Consider the following 15,817-nt stretch of genomic DNA (forward strand, 5'->3'; position numbering starts at 1 on the left):
GTGTTCCTCATTTACAGAATTAAAACGGCGCGGAAATCGTTGACGTTGGTGCGCGTCGGGCCGCTGACCACCAGGTCGTTCAACGCGCTGAAGTAGCCGTAGCCGTCATTGTTTTCCAGCAGTGTCTTGGCGCGCAGCTTCTGCGACAGGCCGCGTTCCAGCGAATCCGGTCCGTACAGGGCGCCGGCGTTGTCCTCCGAGCCGTCGATGCCATCGGTGTCGCAGGCCACGGCGTGGATGCCGGGATGGCCGTCCAGCGCCACCGCGAGGCTGAGCAGGAATTCGGCGTTGCGTCCGCCGCGTCCCGATCCGCGCACCGTCACCGTGGTTTCGCCGCCGGAGATGATGACGCAAGGCTTCTGGAACGGCTGGCCGCGCGCCGCCACCTGCCTGGCCATGGCCGCATGCACGATGGCGACGTCGCGCGACTCGCCCTCGATGCCGTCGGACAGGATGTAGGGCGTGATGCCGGCCGCGCTGGCATGCGCCGCGGCCGCTTCCAGCGCATCCTGCGCAATCGCGATCACGTGGTGGCTGTTGCGGGCAAAGCGCGGGTCGCCCGGCTTGGGCGTTTCGCCGGCGCCGGACTCCAGGTGCTCGCGCACGCTGTCGGGAATCGCGATCTCGTACTTGCGCAGCACCGCCAGCGCATCGGCGCAGGTGGTCGGATCGGGCAAGGTCGGGCCGCTGGCGATGACGCCTGGGTCGTCGCCCGGCACGTCGGAAATCAGCAGCGTGACCACGCGCGCCGGCGCGCAGGCCAGCGCCAGGCGGCCGCCCTTGATCGCCGACAGGTGCTTGCGCACGCAGTTCATCTCGGAGATGGCGGCGCCGCTCTTGAGCAGCGCGCGGTTCAGCGTCTGCTTCTGCTTCAGCGTGATGCCGGGCGCCGGCAGCGCCAGCAGCGACGATCCGCCGCCGGAGATCAGGCACAGCACCAGGTCGTTCTCGCTCAGTCCCCGCACCATCTCCATCATGCGGCCGGCGGCGGCAAGCCCCGCCTCGTCCGGCACCGGGTGCGCCGCCTCGATCACCTCGATGCGCTCGCAGTCCACGCCATGCTCATAGCGCGTGACCACCAGGCCGGAGATGTCGCCCTTCCAGTGCCGCTCGACCGCGCGCGCCATGGCGGCCGCGCCCTTGCCCGCGCCGATCACCAGCGTGCGGCCGTTTTTCGGCGGCTCCGGCAGGAACGACGGCAGGCACTTCTCCGCACTGACGGCGTCCACCGCGCTGCCGTACAGATCGAGCAGGAATTGACGTGGATTGAAGGTGGCCATTACGCTTCCGCGATCTGGTGGTTCGACATGATCTCGATCGCGCGGCACAGCGCCGAGTGATCCATACCGCTCAAGCCGTTGGCGGCGCAGGCGTTCATCAGTTCCTGCGCCATCGCGGTGTTCGGCAGCGAGATGCCCATGGCCTTGGCGCCTTGCAGCGCCAGGTTCAGGTCCTTCTGGTGCAGCGCGATGCGGAAGCCCGGCGTAAAGGTGCGCTTGACCATGCGCTCGCCGTGCACCTCCAGGATGCGCGAGTTGGCGAAGCCGCCCATCAGCGCGGTACGCACCTTGGCGGGATCGGCACCGGCCTTGGAGGCGAACAGCAGCGCTTCGGCCACGGCCTGGATGTTCAGCGCGACGATGATCTGGTTCGCGACTTTGGTGGTCTGGCCGTCGCCGTTTCCGCCGACCAGCGTGATGTTCTTGCCCATCAGTTCAAACAGCGGCTTGACGATCTCGAACGCCGCTTCCGGGCCGCCGACCATGATGGTCAGCGAGGCCGCCTTGGCGCCCACTTCGCCGCCGGACACCGGCGCATCGAGGTACTGGGCGCCCAGCGCGTTGATCTTCGCGGCGAACTTCTTGGTTTCGATCGGCGAGATCGAGCTCATATCGACCACGATGGTGTTCGGACGCAGGCCCTTGGCCACACCTTCGGCGCCGAACAGCGCGTCTTCCACGTGCGGGGTGTCCGGCACCATGACGATGATGACATCGGCGCGCGCCGCCACTTCGGCGGCCGAGGTGCAAACCGTGGCACCGCCTTCGACCAGCGCGAACGGCGGGTTCTTGATGTCGTGCAGGTACAGCTTGTGGCCGCCGTTTTGCAGATGCTGCGCCATCGGCGCGCCCATGATGCCAAGACCGATAAATCCAATGCGGGACATGATATTTTTCCTTTGATAGATAAGTTAGCTCGTCGCTCCCGCGCGGGCGGGAACGACACTGCGGTGGTAGTTACACGCCGTGGGCGGCGCGCCAGCCCAGGCCTGCCTCGGTCGTGGTGCGCGGCTTGTATTCACAGCCTATCCAGCCGTCGTAGCCCAGCGCTACCAGCTGGCCGAACAGGTAGCGGTAGTTGATCTCGCCGGTGCCGGGTTCATTGCGGCCCGGGTTGTCCGCCAGTTGCACGTGGCGGATCAGCGGCAGGTACGCCTTGATGGTGTTCGCCAGTTCGCCCTCCATGCGCTGCATGTGGTAAATGTCGTACTGGATGAACAGGTTGTCCGAACCGGTGGCCTCGATCAGCGCCGCCGCCTGCCTGGTATTGGTCAGGAAGAAGCCGGGAATATCGTAGGTGTTGATCGGTTCGATCAACAGGCGTATGCCCTCGTCCTTCAGCGCATCGGCCGCAAAGCGCAGGTTGTCCACCAGCGTGACCTGCGCGTCCTGCCGGGTCACGCCCTGCGGCACGATGCCGACCAGGCAGTTCAGCTGCTTGACGCCGAGCTCCTTGGCGTAGGCGATCGCGGTCCACACACCGTCGCGGAACTCGGTGACCCGGTCCGGGTGGCAGGCGATGCCGCGCTCGCCGGCTTCCCATTGGCCGGCCGGCAGGTTGTGCAGCACCAGTTCCAGCTTATTGGCCTTGAGGCGCTCGGACAGGTCGCGCGCGCTGTACGCATAAGGGAACAGGAACTCCACCGCCTGGAAGCCGGCGCGGGCGGCCGCTTCGAAGCGCTCGACGAACGGCACCTCGGTGAACAGCATGGTCAGGTTGGCTGCAAGTTTGGTCATGTCGTTTCCTCTCAGTCCATCAAGACGATCGAGGTCGGCGCGTCGGATCCACGCAGCGCCAGCTCTTCGAACTCATTGATCTTGTCGATGTCGGTACCCATGGCGATGTTGGTCACGCGCTCCAGGATCACTTCCACCACCACCGGCACGCGGTACTCCTCCATCCACTTCGCGGCCTGCTCGAAGGCGGCCGGCAGGTCGTCCGCATTGAGAACGCGGATGGCCTTGCAGCCCAGGCCTTCCACCACGGCCACGTGATCGACGCCATAGCCGTTCAGCTCAGGCGCATTGATGTTCTCGAACGACAGCTGCACGCAGAAGTCCATGTCGAAGCCGCGCTGCGCCTGGCGAATCAGGCCGAGGTAGGAGTTGTTGACCACCACATGCAGGTAAGGCACCTTGAATTGCGCGCCGACGGCCAGCTCCTCGATCATGAACTGGAAGTCGTAGTCGCCCGAAATCGCCACCACCTTGCGCTTCGGATCGGCGGTGGCCACGCCCAGCGCGGCGGAGATGGTCCAGCCCAGCGGACCGGCCTGGCCGCAGTTGATCCAGTTGCGCTCCTTGTACACGTGCAGGAACTGCGCGGCGGCGATCTGCGACAGGCCGATGGTGCTGACGTAGCAGGTGTCGCGGCCGAACGCCTTGTTCATCTCTTCGTACACGCGCTGCGGCTTGACCGGCACCTGCTCGAAGTGGGTCTTGCGCTGCATGGTGCGCTTGCGCTCCTGGCACTGCGCCACCCAGGCCGAACGGTCTTTCAGCTTGCCGGCGGCCTTCCATTCGGTGGCCACTTCGATCATCAGCTTCAGCGCGGCGCCGGCGTCGGAAACGATGCCGAAGTCAGGGCCGAACACGCGGCCGATCTGGGTCGGCTCGATATCGATGTGGACGAATTTGCGGTCCTTGGTGTACACCTCGATGGTGCCGGTATGGCGGTTGGCCCACCGGTTGCCGATGCCGAACACGAAGTCCGACGCCAGCAGCGTGGCGTTGCCGTAGCGGTGGCTGGTCTGCAGGCCGACCATGCCGACCATCAGCTTGTGGTCGTCCGGGATCGCGCCCCACGCCATCAGCGTCGGCACCACCGGCACGCCGGTCAGCTCGGCGAACTGCACCAGCAGGTCGGACGCATCGGCGTTGATCACGCCGCCGCCCGCCGTGATCAGCGGGTGCTCGGCGTCGTTCAGCATCTGCAGCGCTTTCTCGATCTGCGCGCGGGTGGCCTTCGGCTTGTAGGGTTCCAGCGGCTGGTAGGTGTCCGGATCGAATTCGATTTCAGCCATCTGCACGTCGAACGGCAGGTCGACCAGCACCGGACCGGGACGGCCGGAACGCATGATGTGGAAAGCCTGCTGGAACACCATCGGCACCAGCGCCGGCTCGCGCACCGTCACCGCCCACTTGGTGACCGGCTTGGCGATCGATTCGATGTCGACTGCCTGGAAGTCTTCCTTGTACAGGCGGGCGCGCGGCGCCTGGCCGGTAATGCAGAGGATAGGTATGGAGTCGGCCTGCGCCGAATACAAGCCCGTAATCATGTCGGTGCCGGCGGGGCCGGAAGTGCCGATGCAGACGCCGATGTTGCCGGCCTTGGCGCGGGTATAGCCCTCGGCCATGTGCGAGGCGCCTTCGACGTGGCGCGCCAGGGTATGCTTGGCGCTGCCCTGCTTCTTCAATGCCGCATAGAATGGGTTGATCGCGGCGCCCGGAACGCCGAACACCTGGTTCACGCCCTCTTTTTCCAAAACGATTGCCGCCGCCTGTGCTGCTGTCATCCGTGCCATGCTGATTCCCCTGTTGATGAATATTGAATGTGATGGAGTTATCGTAACGGCAAAGCAGGGCCGTGATAAGAAGACAAAATCTCGTATTATTCGATACCCAAAGTATTGAATAAGTGTGGAATAATCTGATCATGGACAAACTCACGCAAATCGAGGCCTTCGTTGACGTGGCCGAACAAGGCAGCCTGACGCGGGCGGCGCTGGGCCAGAACATCACGCCCGTGATGCTGGGACGGCGCATCGACGCCCTGGAGAAGCGCCTGGGCGTGAAGCTGATGCACCGCACCACCCGCCACCTGACGCTGACCGAACAGGGCACGCTGTACCTGGACCACTGCCGCAAGCTGCTGGCGGACATGGGGCATGCGGACCGCATGGTGTCCGAGGGACGCCACCGCGCCACCGGCCACCTGACCGTGTCGGCGCCGGCGGCGTTCGGACGCAAGCACGTCGCGCCCCATGCGTCGGGCTTTGTGCGCACCCATCCCGACGTGCAGATTTCGTTCAACCTGACCGACCGCGTGGTCGACCTGGTCCGGGACGGCTACGACGTCGGCATCCGCATCGGCGGCGTGATCGATCCAAGCTTTGTGGCGGTCAAGCTGGCGAGCAACCGGCGCGTGGTGTGCGGCACGCCGGATTATTTCGACCGCAACGGCATCCCGCGCACGCTGGACGACCTGGCCAGGCACAACTGCCTGGCCTTCAACCTGCAGGGCGGCCAGCAGCGCGGCTGGTATTTCCAGGACCAGGGAAGGCAGGTGACGGTGCGCGCCAACGGCAATTTGAACTGCAACGACGGCGAACTGCTGCACCGCTGGGCCACCGAGGGACTCGGGCTGGCGTGGCGTTCTTCATGGGAGATCCAGTCGCAGCTGGCGTCGGGGGAACTGATCACGGTGCTGGACGACTACGCGCTGCCGCAGTACGACATCCTGGCCGTCTATCCGCAGCAGCGGCATTTGCCGGCCAAGGTGCGCTTCTTCATCGACATGCTGAAGGAGATCTACGCGCGGCCGGACTACTGGCTCACCAGCTGAACGCATACCATACCTTCGTATAGCTATACGGGACAGGCAAGGTTGACGAGAATGACTCATCAACTCAACCGGGAGCCCGACCATGAATACCGCCTCTGTCGTCATCGCCGACGTCCATCCGCTGATCCGGGCCGGCATGGCCTCCATGATCGAAGCCGACGACAAGTTCACCTTGCTCGGCCAGGCCAGCAGCGGCGAGCAGGCGCTGGAGATGTGCGGCCGCCTGCGCCCCGACCTGGTGCTGATGGACCTGAACCTGCCCGGCTGCGACGGCATCGAAGCGATCAACCGCATCCGCGCGCAGCAGCCCTCGGCCAAGGTCGTCGTCCTCAGCGGCCACGATGGCGAGGACGACCTCGACCGCAGCATGCGCGCCGGCGCCCACGCCTACATGCTGAAAAGCGCATCGCTCGATATCCTGATGACCGGCCTGCGCACCGTCATGTCGGGCCGCAAGTTCATGATGCCGGAACTGGCCGTCAAGCTGGCCAGCCGCATCCAGGGCAACCAGTTGACGCCGCGCGAGCGCGACATCCTCGGCCACCTGGCCACCGGCATGAGCAACAAGGTGATCGCGCGCGCCGCCGGCATCGGCGTCGGCACCGTCAAGTTCCACGTCAAGAGCATCATGGCCAAGCTCAACGTCTGCACCCGCACCGAGGCGGCGATGGTGGCCGCCAGGCGGGGACTGGTCAACCTGAACTGATCAGCCCTGCATTCAGGACAGGTGCGCCGCGCCCCGCCTTCCATTAGCATCGACCCCTCATCGTTGCCATAGAAGGATACCTCCATGACTCAGCACAAAAAACTCATCGCGCCATTGCTGGCCAGCCTGCTGCTGGCCGGCGCGGTGCTGGCGCCGCTTGCCTGCCACGCTGCCGCGCCGCTGGTCAGGACCCAGGCGCCCGGCTACTACCGCATGATGCTGGGCGATGTTGAAATCACCGCCCTGTCCGACGGCACCCACGCCTTCCCCATCGACACCGTGATGACCAACATCACCCCGGCCCAGATCGGCAAGGACCTGGCGGACGCCGACCTGCAGCCGCCCGTGCAAGGCTCGATCAACGCCTTCCTGATCAACACCGGCAACAAGCTGATCCTGGTCGACACCGGCGCCGGCGCGCTGTACGGCGACTGCTGCGGCAAGCTGGCGGCCAACCTGCGCGCCGCCGGCTACCAGCCGGAACAGGTCGATGAAATCCTCATCACCCATCTGCACAAGGACCACGCCGGCGGCGTCGGCGCCTTCCCCAACGCCGTGCTGCGGCTGTCGCAGGCCGAGGCCGACTACTGGCTCACACCCGCCAACAAGGCCAGGGCGCCGGCATTCCTGTCGAGCTTTTTCGACGCCGCCCAGGCCGCCGTCGCGCCCTACCAGGCCGGCGGCCGCTTCCAGCCCTATGCAAGCTTCGGCCCGCTGGAACCGGGCATCGAGGCGCTGCCCGCGCCCGGCCACACGCCCGGCCACGCCAGCTACCTGGTGACCAGCCGTGGACAGCAGTTGCTGATCTGGGGCGACATCGTGCACGTCTCGGCGATCCAGCTGCCGCACCCGGCCGCCACCGTCAAGTACGACAGCAGCGCAGCCGAGGCGCAGGCCACGCGCGCCAGCCTGCTGCGGATGGCCGCCAGCCGGCACCTGGTCGTCGGCGCCGCGCACATCGCCTTCCCCGGCCTCGGCCACATCCGCCGCCGCAACGGCGAATACGAATGGCTGCCGCTTAACTATGACGGGGCACCGCTCCCTCAGCCCTAAGTCGGAACTAGCCTTTTGGCAGGAGTGTTCCTATCGTGCGCTGCTTACACTGCACAAGCAGTATCAATGGCAGTATTCACCCACACCTCAAGGAGCACCCTATGTCAAACAGCAAACTGACGGTCGACAGCGTCACCACCGAAGACGGCACCCGCATTCATTTCAAGGATTGGGGCAGCGGCCCGGCCGTGGTCTTCAGCCACGGCTGGCCTTTGCAGGGCGATGCCTGGGAAGACCAGATGATGTTCCTGGCCAGTAACGGCTACCGCGTCATCGCCCACGATCGCCGCGGCCACGGCCTGTCCAGCCAGCCATGGAACGGCAACGACATGGACACCTACGCCGACGACCTGGCCACGCTGCTCAACGCGCTCGACATCAAGGACGCGATGCTGGTCGGCCATTCCACCGGCGGCGGCGAAGTGGCGCGCTACATCGGCCGCCACGGCACGCTGCGCGTGTCCAGGGCCGTGCTGGTCGGCGCGGTGCCACCGCAGATGGTGGTCTCGGCGACCAACCCGAACGGCCTGCCGATGTCGGTGTTCGACGGCATCCGCAGCGCGGTGCTGGCCGACCGCTCGCAATTCTTCAAGGACTTGACCACGCCGTTCTACGGCTACAACCGCGACGGCGCCGAGCCTTCGCAGGGCGTGCGCGATACCTTCTGGGCACAAGGCATGCAGTGCGGCATCAAAAACGCTTATGACTGCATCAAGCAGTTCTCGGAAACCGACTTCACCGAAGACCTGAAGAAAATCGACGTGCCGACCCTGTTCGTGCACGGCGACGACGACCAGATCGTGCCGATCGACGCCTCCGCCAAGGCCGCCGTCAAGCTGGTCAAGAACGCCACGCTGAAGATCTACGAAGGCGCGCCGCACGGCTTGCCGACCACCCACAAGGACAAGCTGAACGCCGACCTGCTGGCCTTCCTGAAGTCCTGATCCAGCCCCCTTGCGCGACTAACCCTATTTGGTTAGTCGCCACCCCCACTTCCCTGTCTACCGCCAAAGCGCGATAGCGCGCACCATACGGGCATGCTGAGCATAACCCCGTTAGGACACAACGCCATGGAAGCCATCTCCATCCTGATCGCCGACGATCACCCGCTGATCGTGGCGGGCCTCGACTCCCTCATCCGTTCCACGCCGGACTTCCAGTGCGTGGCCCACGCGGCCACCGGGCTGGAGGCGGCCGGGCTGTATCAACGCTGGCGTCCCGATGTCGTCATCATGGACCTGTGCGTCGACACCATCGAACGCCTGCGGCAAGTCGACGCCAACGCCAACATCGTCATCCTGACCGCCTGCAAGGGCGAGGAAGACGTCTACCGCGGCCTGCACGCGGGCGCCAAGGCCTACCTCTTAAAGGACTGCCAGTTCGACCAGCTGACCGCCTGCATCCGCGCGGTGGCCGCCGGGCAAAAATTCCTGCCGCCGGAAGTGGCGCGCAAGCTGGCCGAACGCCAGATGGCCGCCCGCCTGTCCAAGCGCGAACTGGAAATCCTCGCCCACCTTGCCACCGGCAAGAGCAACAAGCTGATCGCCCGCAGCGCCGAGATCGAAGTCGGCACCGTCAAATTTCACGTCAACAATATTTTGGCCAAGCTCAACGTGGCAAGCCGCACCGAAGCCGCCACAGTGGCGGCCCGGCGCGGCTTGCTCAGCGCGTTTTAAGCGATTACTTCGCCGGCACCGGCGCCAGCGTTTCATGGCTGGTGGTGGTGCGTTGCGGCGCCTTGTGCACCATGGTGTAGGCGTAGTCCACGCCCATGCCGTAGGCGCCCGAGTGCTCGCGCACCACGGCCATGACGGCGTCGTAGGTTTCGCGGTGCGCCCAGTCGCGCTGCCATTCCAGCAGGACTTGCTGCCAGGTCACCGGCACCACGCCGGCCTGGATCATGCGCTGCATGGCGAAGTCGTGGGCTTCCTTCGAGGTGCCGCCCGAGGCATCGGCCACCATGTAGATTTCGTAGTCGCCTTCCAGCATCGCGCACAGCGCGAAGGTGGTGTTGCAGACTTCGGTCCACAGGCCGGAGACGATGACTTTCTTCTTGCCGTTCTTGGCCAGCGCGTCGCGCACTTTCTGGTCGTCCCACGAATTCATCGACGAACGTTCCAGGATTTCCTTGCCCGGAAACACGTCCAGCAGTTCAGGATAGGTGTGGCCCGAGAAAGCTTCGGTCTCGACGGTGGTGATGGTGGTCGGGATGTTGAATACCTTGGCGGCCTTGGCCAGCCCGACGGTATTGTTTTTCAGCGCCTGGCGGTCCATCGATTGCACGCCGAAAGCCATTTGCGGTTGCTGGTCGATGAAGATCAGCTGGCAGTTGTGAGGGGTCAGGACTTCTAATTTCGGATTGGTCATGATGGTGTTCCAATATGTGTAAGGGAACTCTCATCTTAGGTGCCCGCACGGGCGAATACCACTATCTAAATGCATGCTCCGGCCTAACCCCAACTCTGCTAAGCTGCGCTATCCACGACACCAGAATGGAAGCAGCAATGACAACTCCGGACGACGCCGCGCAACGCGCCCAACTGACCGCGCTGTCGCGCGCCCTGCGCGACCTGCACAAGCAATTGATACACATCGAGACCCAATATTTCGGCGCCGTCGGCAGCCCGTTGGAGCTTTTGCAGCTGGTCACCAACCATCCGCACTTCGCCTGGCTGCAAAAGCTGTCCGGCCTGATGGCGCAGATGGACGAGCGCATCGACGAACCCGAAGCCATACCGGCCGCCGAAGCGCTGGCCTTCCGCCGCGCCATCGAAATGCTGATCGGCCCGTCCGAGGAGGCCGACCAGGAATTCCGCGCCAAATACAATGCGCTGCTGCACGATGCGCCGGAAATCGTCATGGCCCACGGCGCGGTGCGCAAGCAACTGGCCGCGATCGGCTGACAACCGCTAGCGCAGCCACCCCGGCAGATAGCGCTTCCAGCGCGCCTGTCCGGCGTAGGCGCAGACCGCGGGCAGGGTCAGCAGCACGCGCGTGCCGCCCTGCTCGCGGTTGGCGATGACCAGTTGCCCGCCGATGCGCCCGGCGCGCTCGAACAAGCCGGTCAGCCCCCAGTGCCCGCGGCGGCCCTGTTCGAGGATCTCCGGCGGAATGCCCTTGCCGTCATCGGTCACCTGCAGCGAAAACTGCTCCGGCGCATAGTTCAGCTCGACCTGTATCGATGCCGCGTCCGCGTGGCGGAAGGCATTCATCAGCGCCTCGCGGCCGATGCTGTAGATCTCGCAGCCGGCCTGCTCGTCCAGGTCGCGCGGCTGGCCCACCGTGCGCAGGCTGTACACGCTGCGCAGGCTCTCCTGCAAGACCTCGCCGACCAGGGTCAGCGCATGCCCCAGGTCGCCGTCGCGCATGGTGCCTGAGCGTAAGTCCTGCACCTCGTTGCGGCCTTCCTCCATCACCTTGTCCGCCATCAGCAGCACGCGCTCGATTTTCTGGCGGCCGGCCGAATCCTTGGGCAGCGCCCCCATCGCCGACTGGAAGCTCAGTATCAGCCCGTGCACGCTCTGCAGGAAGCTGTCGTGCAGCGCGCGGGCGATGCGCTCGCGTTCGGCCATGCGGGTGGCGATGCGCGAGGTTGTCTGCTTCAGCCACAGCAAGTACAACAGGTACAGCAGCCCCGCCACCGCGAGCGCGCACAGCGCATAGAACAGCGGCGTCTGCGTGAAGGTCGGCAGTATGCGCAAGGCGATCGCCGCCTCCCGCTCGCTCCACTGGCCCAGCTGGTTGACGGCGGCGACCCGGAAGCGGTACTCGCCCGGCCCCAGCTTGGTGTACGACACCGCGCGGCGCTGGCCGGCCTCCTGCCAGCCGTCGTCGACGCCGTCCAGCTGGTAGCGGAAATGCAGCGCCTCGGGCATGGTGTAGCTCAGCGCCGTGTACTCGATGCGGAACGAAGTCGTGCCCGCCGCCAGTTCCACCGGCGCGCCGAAGTCGAGATAGCGCTTGCCCTGCGCCACCAGCGTCTCGACCTGGGCTTGCGGCGGCAGCAGCGCCGGCGCCGCCTTGTTGCTGTCGAACTGGGCAATGCCGCCGACGCCGGCAAACCAGATGTGGCCATCGACGTCGGCCAGCGCACTCGGCAGGCGAATCGCGGTGGCGGCAAAGCCGGGATAGCCGTCCAGCACGCCATACAGCACATACTTCAGCGGCGGATGCGGCGCCGCCAGCGCGGCCATCCAGTCGGCCGCCTTGACGTGGACCACGCCCTTGCCGCCGTTGAACCAGCGGTCGCCATTGGCCGCCATCACCATGCCGGACACCGACGACAGCACGTCCGGGTCGGCCGCGTGCAGGCGGTGGAAGCGTCCATTCCGCAGCACCGCCAGGCCCGCGCTGCCGCCGGCCACCACGTCGGCGCCGCCTTGCAGGAAGGTGATGGCGCCCAGATCGTCGTCGCCCCCGGGCGGGTAGCTGGTGATTCGGCCGTTATCGAAATGCAGCACCGCGCCATCGGTATAGCCGAACCACATCGCGCCCTTGGCCCCGGCGCCGACAAAGGTCACGCCGGACGGAATGCCAAGCTCGGCCTGCGGCGTCCATTTCCCCTCGTGCCAGCGGAAGCTGCCGCGCCGCGCGATGCTGATCCACAGCGCGCCGCCGTCATGCAAGATGCGCGTCACCCTGGTTTCGCCGCCCTCGGGATTGTCCGGATAAGGGATCCGCTCGACCCTGCCCTGCCAGCGGCGTTCGATGCGCCCGGTGGTGGCGATCAGCAGCGCGCCGTCGGCGGCATTGGCGATCATGCCGAACGGGCTGGGCGCGAAGCGCTCCTGCACCGCCACCGCGCCATCGCGCAGCCGCCACAGCTCGCCGGTCGGCCGCGCCATCGCCAGCACGTGGCCGGATTCATCCCTGGCAAAGCTGAACATGCGCTCGCCGCCGCTCAGCTTGATGGCGGCCAGCCGGTTGTTGCGGAAGCGCTCGACACCGGCTTGCGTACCGACCCATATATTGCCGTCGCGGTCTTCAAACAGGACATTGCCGGTCAGGTTGCTGACCTGCCACGCCTGGTCCAGCTTGCTGCTCGGCGCGGCCGCCGGCGTCATCGTCTCGCTCAGCCGCGAGCCGACGCCATCGGTGCGGCATACGCCCACCGGACACGCCAGCGCCCAGTAATTGCCGTCGCGGTCGAACAGGCCGTTCTCCTGCCCGCGCGCCTGCGCCAGCCAGGACGGGCGCGGCCTGGCCGTCCCCCGGTGCTGCGGCGGCACGGGAATCAGCTGCGCGTGCGTATCCAGCCACAGGCGGCCGTCCGGCGATGCGCTGAGATTAACGGCATGTACGCCGCCGAGCACGGAACGGAAGCGCTTGGCGCCGCGTTCCAGCAGCACCAGCTGGTCGCCGGCGGCCAGCCACATCTGTGCATACTGGTCGATGATCAGATTGGAGACGCCGCCGGGCGGCAAACCCATCTCGGCGCCGATCCTGTGCCACGCGCCGTCGCGCAGCTGCAGCAGGCCGCTGGTGGTCGCGGCCCACAGCACGCCGTCGTCATCGGTCAACGCGCTCAACACGGGTCCCACCGGCCCCTTGCCGATGGTCGAAGGCAGGTGGCTGATATGGCCATTGCGCAGCAAGCTCAGCCCACCGTAGATATAGCCGATCAGCAGGTCGCCGTTGCGCAGCGCGGTCAGCGAGGTGATCGGCCGCTTGAGCGCGACCTCGCCGGCCAGCGCCTCGAAGCGGCGGAAGCGCACGCCATCGAAGCGGTACAGCCCGTTGCTGCCGGCTATCCACAGCCAGCCGTCGGCAGTCTGCGCCATGGCCGCCACCTCGCCCGGCGCGCCATCCTTGCCGGTCCAGATGTCGTGGTGGTACTCGCCCAGCGGTATTTTGCTATCGAGCGCCAGCGCGGCTGGTGCGCTGAAGGCCAGCACCAACAGGAGCAAAATAAAGTTCATAGGCGCTTCGCATCTGTTTTTCCAACTTGCAATCATAGACTAAAACACAAATATTGAAAAACCTATCAACAAGATAGAAACAATAAAATTTACCAATGATCGACCCTCCTTTATGCTGGCAACCAGTCCTGCAGCTTTAGAGAGAGAACACCATGAACATCCAAGCCCGCCTCCGCGCCCTGCCACTGCCGCTCAGCGCCATCGCGCTGCTCGCCGCCCTCGCCCTGGGCGCACTCGATTACAATGGCGCCGGATGGCTGATGTTCGGCCTCGGCGTGCTGGCCTGGGCCAAGCTCGACGCCAGGCACCTGGTCAGCTCGGACCGCTACGGCCTGCCGCCCGCGCTGGCCTTGCTGGCCTACGCCGTGCTGGCCGGCGCGCAGGCCAACACCGCCGTCACCTTCGGCCTGGCGCTGCATGCGTTGCTGGTGTTCCTGATTTTGATGAGCAAACACCTTGCATATGATATAGCGCAACCCTTTTCTCACAAAACCGGGGTAAGCCGCAGTATTTAAAGCAGTTTTTCCACATATCCACATCAACTGTGGATAAGGTTGTTAATAACTGCCTCTTGACAGCCGAGAACGCCTTTACTGGCGCGGGTTTCAACAAAATGCCTAATCCACAGGCAGAATTTATCACCAATAAAATCAATGACTTAGCGAAGCAGAAAAATCGCCGCCCCGGATTTTTCGCGCCGCTTGAAAAATATATTTTTGTGCATAACTAGGGTAGGAGACACCGTCGCCGCGCCACGCAGGGAATCCTTTGACAAAAGTGCTGGCGAGGAATAGTGTCACTCTGAAGATCCGCAATTCCCTTTTTGACTCACCGTGGGATTGATGCATGAATCAGAACGACGACGATACTGATTGGATGATAGAAGATGAGGCGCCGCCGGCCAGCCAGCCGCAGTCCGGCAGCGCCAGCGCGACACCGGCGCCGCCGCCTTGGCGCGTGCTGATCGTCGACGACGATGTCGATGTCCACGTGGTCACCAAATTCTCGCTCAGCAACGCCTGCTTCCAGGGCCGGCGGCTCAGCTTCCTGCACGCCTACAGTGGCGAGGAAGCGCTCAACACGCTGCGCAACACGCCCGACATCGCCCTGGTGCTGCTGGACGTCATCATGGAAACCAGCGATGCCGGCCTGCACGTGGCGCGCCAGATCCGCGACAGCCTGCACAACAAGCTGGTGCGCATTGTGCTGCGCACCGGCCAGCCGGGCCAGGCGCTGGAGCACAGCATCATTCTCGACTACGACATCAACGATTTCTGGTGCAAGACCGACCTCACCACGCGCAAGCTGTTCACCACGGTGATCTCGTCGCTGCGCGCCTATGCAGGGCTGGAGGAAGCGCACCGCCACACGGCCGCGCTGCAGTCCGAGCTGGACCATGCGCGCCGGCTGCTGGCGGCGGTCGACCAGCACGCGGTCGTGCTGACGCTGGACGACCGCGCCCGCATCATCTCGGTCAACGACAAGTTCTGCACCGTGTTCCAGTACAGCCGGGAGGAATTGCTGGGGGCCGATCCGCGCCTGCTGCATGCCCCGCCCTATCCGCAAGACCAGCTGGCCGACGCGCTGCAAGCGCTCAAGGATGGCGAAGCCTGGACCGATGTCGTCAGCGCATGGCGCCGTGATGGCCAGGAGGTGCGGCTGCGCGTCACCGTCACCGTCGACAACTCACAGCCTCATCCGCACTACATCGTCGTCGGCAGCGTCCTGCAGGCACTCAAAAAGCCACTGTAAGTTACGGATTGATAAGCGCTTTTACGGATATCCACAGCTATTGTGGATATCTGTGTGGATAAGCGCCCATTGACAAGGCAGAGAGCCTGTAACGGCGCGGCTTACTACAAAATGCCCGTCCAACAGGCAAAAGCAAAACCATTGCAAATCAATGACTTACATAGCCGCCTGCTGTAACAAGAATTTTTTTCAAAAAAATTCTTGTCAACATGATTTGTGCATAACTAAACGCGTTAACCTCAGATCAGTGCTGGGTTTTGCGGCGCTGGTCGGGGTGCAGCAGAACCCGCTCGATCACCTGCGGATCGACGTTATGCGACTTCAGGTATTCGATCGCGCACACGGTATTAAAACTGGTCTGCACCAGGATACCGCGGTCGACCACCCCACTGCATTCCTCGTCATGGCGTTGCTGCAAAAGCGAAACGTTCATCATGATCCTTGGCAAAAGGTTAAGGGCCGGCGCCCTATCTACGACGTGCAGAAGGAGTATGGTCGACCTTAGAGCAAAGTCAATGTCAGCTTCCTATTAGTGTGCAATTAA

15 protein-coding genes are annotated in these 15,817 nt (G+C 64.6%); 8 read left to right on the forward strand and 7 right to left on the reverse strand.

All coding sequences use genetic code 11. The features are described from left to right. Positions 1 to 11: 11 nt before the first annotated feature. The 4 genes from ACEN9F_RS05845 to gcl all read right to left on the reverse strand — a co-directional run bounded on the left by ACEN9F_RS05845 (position 12) and on the right by gcl (position 4,804). Positions 12 to 1,280, reverse strand: a complete 1,269-nt coding sequence (locus ACEN9F_RS05845) for a glycerate kinase (RefSeq protein WP_413418749.1) — start codon at positions 1,278 to 1,280, stop codon at positions 12 to 14. Beyond that, the gene (locus tag ACEN9F_RS05850) at positions 1,280 to 2,167 is read right to left on the reverse strand and encodes a 2-hydroxy-3-oxopropionate reductase (protein WP_413418751.1); all 888 of its coding nucleotides are present in this window, start codon (positions 2,165 to 2,167) and stop codon (positions 1,280 to 1,282) included. Before ACEN9F_RS05850 ends, ACEN9F_RS05845 begins: the two co-directional genes overlap by 1 nt. 70 nt (positions 2,168 to 2,237) lie before the next feature. Further along, positions 2,238 to 3,017, reverse strand: coding sequence for a hydroxypyruvate isomerase (hyi, locus tag ACEN9F_RS05855; protein WP_413418753.1), 780 nt, complete (start codon positions 3,015 to 3,017; stop codon positions 2,238 to 2,240). An 11-nt stretch (positions 3,018 to 3,028) separates the two neighbouring features. Further along, entirely contained in the window at positions 3,029 to 4,804 is a 1,776-nt protein-coding gene (gene gcl, locus ACEN9F_RS05860) for a glyoxylate carboligase (RefSeq protein WP_413418755.1), read from the reverse strand. Positions 4,805 to 4,935: 131 nt separating this feature from the next. Between gcl and ACEN9F_RS05865 the strand changes: the two genes are divergently transcribed. The 5 genes from ACEN9F_RS05865 (at position 4,936) to ACEN9F_RS05885 (ending at position 9,279) form a co-directional block, all read left to right on the forward strand. Next, positions 4,936 to 5,844 carry a LysR family transcriptional regulator gene (locus ACEN9F_RS05865; protein ID WP_413418757.1) on the forward strand — a complete coding sequence of 303 codons (909 nt, stop codon included), beginning with the start codon at positions 4,936 to 4,938 and terminating at the stop codon, positions 5,842 to 5,844. Between the two features lie 82 nt (positions 5,845 to 5,926). Beyond that, positions 5,927 to 6,550, forward strand: coding sequence for a response regulator (locus tag ACEN9F_RS05870; protein ID WP_413418759.1), 624 nt, complete (start codon positions 5,927 to 5,929; stop codon positions 6,548 to 6,550). Positions 6,551 to 6,634: 84 nt separating this feature from the next. Then, a complete protein-coding gene (locus ACEN9F_RS05875; protein WP_413418761.1) occupies positions 6,635 to 7,603 on the forward strand; it encodes an MBL fold metallo-hydrolase in 969 nt (322 codons plus the stop codon). 101 nt (positions 7,604 to 7,704) lie between these two features. Beyond that, a complete protein-coding gene (locus ACEN9F_RS05880; RefSeq protein WP_413418763.1) occupies positions 7,705 to 8,547 on the forward strand; it encodes an alpha/beta fold hydrolase in 843 nt (280 codons plus the stop codon). 126 nt (positions 8,548 to 8,673) lie between these two features. Continuing rightward, a complete protein-coding gene (locus ACEN9F_RS05885; protein WP_413418765.1) occupies positions 8,674 to 9,279 on the forward strand; it encodes a LuxR C-terminal-related transcriptional regulator in 606 nt (201 codons plus the stop codon). A gap of 4 nt (positions 9,280 to 9,283) precedes the next feature. Here ACEN9F_RS05885 and ACEN9F_RS05890 read toward each other — a convergent pair whose 3' ends face one another. Beyond that, a complete protein-coding gene (locus tag ACEN9F_RS05890; RefSeq protein ID WP_413418767.1) occupies positions 9,284 to 9,970 on the reverse strand; it encodes a hydrolase in 687 nt (228 codons plus the stop codon). A 137-nt stretch (positions 9,971 to 10,107) separates the two neighbouring features. Here ACEN9F_RS05890 and ACEN9F_RS05895 point away from each other — a divergent pair, with 137 nt between their 5' ends. After that, positions 10,108 to 10,506 (forward strand): hypothetical protein, encoded by a 399-nt coding sequence (locus tag ACEN9F_RS05895; RefSeq protein ID WP_413418769.1) that lies wholly within the window; start codon positions 10,108 to 10,110, stop codon positions 10,504 to 10,506. Positions 10,507 to 10,512: 6 nt separating this feature from the next. On the opposite strand, the gene ACEN9F_RS05900 is transcribed toward ACEN9F_RS05895, so the two are convergent. Beyond that, entirely contained in the window at positions 10,513 to 13,521 is a 3,009-nt protein-coding gene (locus ACEN9F_RS05900) for a triple tyrosine motif-containing protein (protein WP_413418771.1), read from the reverse strand. Between the two features lie 152 nt (positions 13,522 to 13,673). Between ACEN9F_RS05900 and ACEN9F_RS05905 the strand changes: the two genes are divergently transcribed. After that, on the forward strand, positions 13,674 to 14,036 hold the full coding sequence (locus ACEN9F_RS05905) for a hypothetical protein (protein WP_413418773.1): 363 nt from the start codon (positions 13,674 to 13,676) through the stop codon (positions 14,034 to 14,036). 331 nt (positions 14,037 to 14,367) lie between these two features. Continuing rightward, positions 14,368 to 15,273 carry a PAS domain-containing protein gene (locus ACEN9F_RS05910; RefSeq protein ID WP_413418775.1) on the forward strand — a complete coding sequence of 302 codons (906 nt, stop codon included), beginning with the start codon at positions 14,368 to 14,370 and terminating at the stop codon, positions 15,271 to 15,273. Positions 15,274 to 15,517: 244 nt separating this feature from the next. Here the strand turns inward: ACEN9F_RS05910 and ACEN9F_RS05915 are convergent, their stop codons facing one another. Continuing rightward, complete coding sequence (locus ACEN9F_RS05915) at positions 15,518 to 15,706, reverse strand: hypothetical protein (protein WP_413418777.1); 189 nt, start codon at positions 15,704 to 15,706, stop codon at positions 15,518 to 15,520. Positions 15,707 to 15,817 lie beyond the last annotated feature (111 nt).

This window comes from Duganella sp. CT11-25, assembly GCF_047302815.1.
Classification (GTDB): domain Bacteria; phylum Pseudomonadota; class Gammaproteobacteria; order Burkholderiales; family Burkholderiaceae_D; genus Rugamonas.